The 3,563-nt window shown below is 74.0% G+C and carries 4 protein-coding genes; 2 read left to right on the plus strand and 2 right to left on the minus strand.

Annotation, left to right across the window (positions count from 1 at the left end; genetic code table 11):
* Window positions 1-386: RrF2 family transcriptional regulator (locus IEZ12_RS12750; RefSeq protein WP_229847480.1), on the minus strand; the 386-nt coding region annotated here is incomplete at its 3' end.
* A gap of 368 nt (window positions 387-754) precedes the next feature.
* On the opposite strand from IEZ12_RS12750, the gene IEZ12_RS12755 reads away from it, so the two are divergent.
* Together IEZ12_RS12755 and IEZ12_RS12760 are read left to right on the plus strand one after the other, a co-directional pair.
* Entirely contained in the window at window positions 755-2,224 is a 1,470-nt protein-coding gene (locus IEZ12_RS12755; protein ID WP_189272148.1) for a carboxyl transferase domain-containing protein, read from the plus strand.
* Window positions 2,225-2,401: 177 nt separating this feature from the next.
* On the plus strand, window positions 2,402-2,683 hold the full coding sequence (locus IEZ12_RS12760; RefSeq protein WP_189272149.1) for a hypothetical protein: 282 nt from the start codon (window positions 2,402-2,404) through the stop codon (window positions 2,681-2,683).
* Window positions 2,684-2,863: 180 nt separating this feature from the next.
* Here IEZ12_RS12760 and IEZ12_RS12765 read toward each other — a convergent pair whose 3' ends face one another.
* Window positions 2,864-3,394 (minus strand): HAD domain-containing protein, encoded by a 531-nt coding sequence (locus tag IEZ12_RS12765; RefSeq protein ID WP_189272150.1) that lies wholly within the window; start codon window positions 3,392-3,394, stop codon window positions 2,864-2,866.
* Between the last annotated feature and the right edge of the window lie 169 nt (window positions 3,395-3,563).

Here is a 3,563-nt window from a genome sequence, read left to right on the forward strand (position 1 = left end):
AGGTCGGCCACCGTCAGCGGGTCGAGCGTCGCGAAAAATGCTTCCTGCGCCCTGCGCAGCGCCCCGCGCAGTCGACAGGAGTGTCGCAGCGGACACGGCGGCTCATCCTCGCAGCCGACCACGTCCCCGGCGCCCTCCAGTTCCCGGACGATCCGGCCGAGCGATCCGGTGCGGCCGGCGGCAGTCAGGGCAAGCCCCCCGCCGCGCCCGCGCCGGGCCTCGACCACGCCCAGGTGCTGGAGACGACTGACCACCTTCGCCGCGTGGTTGTAGGGGACGGCGACCGCCTCGGCCACCTCGCGGGTGGTCGGGGTCTGGTCCTCGTCCAGCACCGCCAGCCGCATTGCGATGCGCAGTGCGATGTCGGTGCTCTTGGTCAGCCTCACGGCGCTGACTCTATCCAATTCAGCATCTTGGATACCAATTAGCCGAATGTCTGCTGCGTCACGTTCCGCCGCCCGCGCCGAGGGCGACCTCGAAGGCCGCCCCGACGCCCGGTTCCGGACCCGACTCCACGCCCGATTTCGCACCCGACTCCACGCCCGGCCCGCACGCCCCGCACGGCCCGGCGGCAGTTTCGCCCCGGCCTGCCCGGCCCGTCGGCGGTGATCCCGGTCACCACTGTGCGCCGTAGCCACCGGCGGCCCGGGTCCACCCGTAGGCTCGGCACCTCCCGCTCGACGATCTTCCCCGCGTTCCCTGCACTCCCCTGTGTTCCCCCGTGTTCCCCACTCCCCCGCGACGGAGGCCCCCGGTGACGGCACGTCAACTCCTCGATCTGCTGGTCGACCCCGGTAGCTTCGCCTCCTGGGACGAGCCGATCACCACCGAGCCGGCCGACCCCGACTACCGGGACGCCCTGGCCAGGGCCCGTGCCCGCACCGGGCTGGACGAGGCGGTGCTCACCGGCCGCGCCCTGCTGGACGGCCGCCCGCTGGCGCTGATCGCCTGCGAGTTCGGCTTCCTGGGCGGCTCGATCGGCGTCGCCACCGCCGAGCGGATCACCCGGGCCGTGGAGCGCGCCACCGCCGAACGCCTCCCCCTGCTCGCCCTGCCGGTCTCCGGCGGGACCCGCATGCAGGAGGGCTCCGCCGCGTTCCTGTGCATGGTCCGGGTCACCGCCGCGGTCCACGCCCACCGGGCCGCCGGCCTGCCGTACCTGTCCTACCTGCGCAACCCCACCATGGGCGGCGTGTTCGCCTCCTGGGGCACCCTCGGCCACCTGGTCCTCGCCGAACCGGGCGCCCGTCTGGGGTTCCTCGGCCCGCGCGTCTACGAGGAACTGCGCGGCGAACCGCTGCCGCCCGCCGTCCAGCGCGCCGAGACGCTCGCCGCCAACGGTCGCCTGGACGCCATCGTGTCGCCCGACCGCCTGCGCCCGTTCCTCTCCCGCGCGCTCACCGTCCTCACCGCCCGGCCGCCCGAGGCGGGTTCGCCGCCACCGGCCGTCCTCGACGCCGCCCCCACCGCCGAGGACGCCTGGGAGTCGGTGCTCCGCAGCCGCCGGCCGGACCGCCTCTCCGCGCTCGAACTCCTCTCCCACACCGCCGAGTTGCTCCTCCCGCTGGACGGCGACAGCGCCCTCGTCCGGGCCCTCGCGCTGATCGGCGGACGCCCGGTGATGGTGGTCGCCCAGCAACGTTCCAGCCCTGACCGTCCCGAACTGCCGTTCACTGCGGCCGACTTGCGGGCGGTTCGGCAACAGGCAGAGCTGGCCGAGGAGTTGGGCATGCCGCTGCTCACCGTGGTCGACACGGTCGGCGCCGAGCTCTCCGTCGAGGCCGAACTCGACGGTGTGGCACTGGAGATCGCGCACTGCCTGACCACCTTGGTCGGCCTGCGCACCCCCGTCCTCGCCGTCCTGCTCGGCCAGGGCAGCGGCGGCGGCGCGCTCGCCCTGCTGCCCGCCGATCGTGTCATCGCCGCCCAGCACGCCTGGCTCGCCCCGCTGCCGCCCGAGGGCGCCTCCGCCATCGTCCACCGGGACGGCGAGCACGCCGCTCAGCTCGCCCGCGCCCAGGGCATCACCGCGACCGCGCTCGCCGCCACCGGCCTGGTCGACCAGGTCGTCCCCGAGACCGACGACCCCGCCGACCTGCGCACCGACCTCGCCGCCGCGATCACCCGCGCCCTCGCCGAACTCGCCCGCCTCCCCGCCGCCGACCGCCTCGCCGCCCGCCGCACCCGCAACCGCCGCCTCGGCGGCCCGCCCACCGCCGGCTGACCACGCGTCCCACGCCCTCCGGGAGTCCGAGGCAGCTGTCACCACCCCTGCGTCTCTGCGCGCTCGCCGATTCGAGGGATTGGCCGCGGCGTTCCGCGACGGACGGTCCGCAACGGGAATCCCTCGTCCGAAGAGGCGCCCGCTCCCAGCCGGGCGTCCTCGGAAGGGAGATCAGTCATGCGTCGTCGTCTCACCGGAATCGGCCTGCTGGCCGCCGCCGGCGTGCTCGCCCTCTCCACGCCCGCCCAGGCGGCCACCGGCCTCCTGGTGGTGAACGGCGTGGCCCACCACAACCCGCCGCGCGGCTGCTACAGCACCACGTCCCCCGTGACCGTCGAGAACTTCACCGACTCGACGGTGCTGGTGCACGCCGCAGCGAACTGCCAGGGCCCGGTGACGGCGGAGGTGGATCCCGGGAAGGCCGCGAAGACCTTCGGGGTGAGCTACTTCGTCCTCTGAGGCCGCGTCCCACCGCGCCGGAGGGGGGTCGGCCGGTGGCACGTCCGGTGGACCAATCGACGCAATTCTTTGCAACTCGGCGCAAGTCAGCACAGCTCGGTGCAACTCGACGCGACTCGACGCAACTCGGCGCAGCCGACCGACAGTTCACCGGGATCCGGAGGGCGGGCCGATCCGGTGTCAGGTCGGGTTGCGCAGCCAGTCGGCGAGGACGGCGAAATCCCGTTCGGTCAGGCCGACTTCGGGGTCGATGCGGTGGAGCAGCGCGGGGCCGGGGTGGTGCTGGGCGACCCACTCGCGATCGTGTTCGGCGATCTCGTCGTCGACCCAGGCGAACGGGGTGCCGGCGGCATGGGCGACCAGGGCGGGGGTCTTCCAGTGGACGCCGGGCGCCGGGTCGGATGCGTCGAGGGGCGGGTCCGGCAGGACGGGGAGCGGGGGGAGGCCGAGCAGCGGGGCGAGGCACGCGTTGGCGTCGTCGAACCAAGTGGTGGCCCAGATCAACCGACAGGGCAGCGCGGCGAGTTGCGGGCCCAGGGCGGGGTTCACCCGGGTCAGCAGCGGGTTCGACCCGCCAGTGAGCTCACGGATGCGACGTTCCGTCAGGTGGGTGCGGTGACGTGTCGGGTCGCCGCCGAACGGGATCAGTGGGCCGTCGACGTCGAGGTAGAGCAGAGGCAGCTGGGGCAGCGGGGGCGGCGGAGACTCCATCGGGGTCGATGATGCCCGAGGCGGGGGCTCCGCCGCACCTGTCACACCGTCAGCAGCGCCTCGGCCAGCCAGTCGGCGGTTTCGGGCAGCCAGTCCGCCGGCGCGTTGCCGAGCAGGTGGTTGCCGTACGGCACGTGCAGCACCTCGGCGTGCGGGAGGTCGGCGGCGA

The organism is Kitasatospora griseola, from assembly GCF_014648555.1.
Classification (GTDB): domain Bacteria; phylum Actinomycetota; class Actinomycetes; order Streptomycetales; family Streptomycetaceae; genus Kitasatospora; species Kitasatospora griseola.

What these genes read in the sequence shown, in the direction of transcription:
- IEZ12_RS12760 (WP_189272149.1), top strand. Translation starts at nt 2,402, where the DNA reads ATGCGTCGTCGTCTCACCGGAATCGGCCTGCTGGCCGCCGCCGGCGTG.
- IEZ12_RS12765 (WP_189272150.1), bottom strand. Translation starts at nt 3,394, where the DNA reads ATGGAGTCTCCGCCGCCCCCGCTGCCCCAGCTGCCTCTGCTCTACCTC.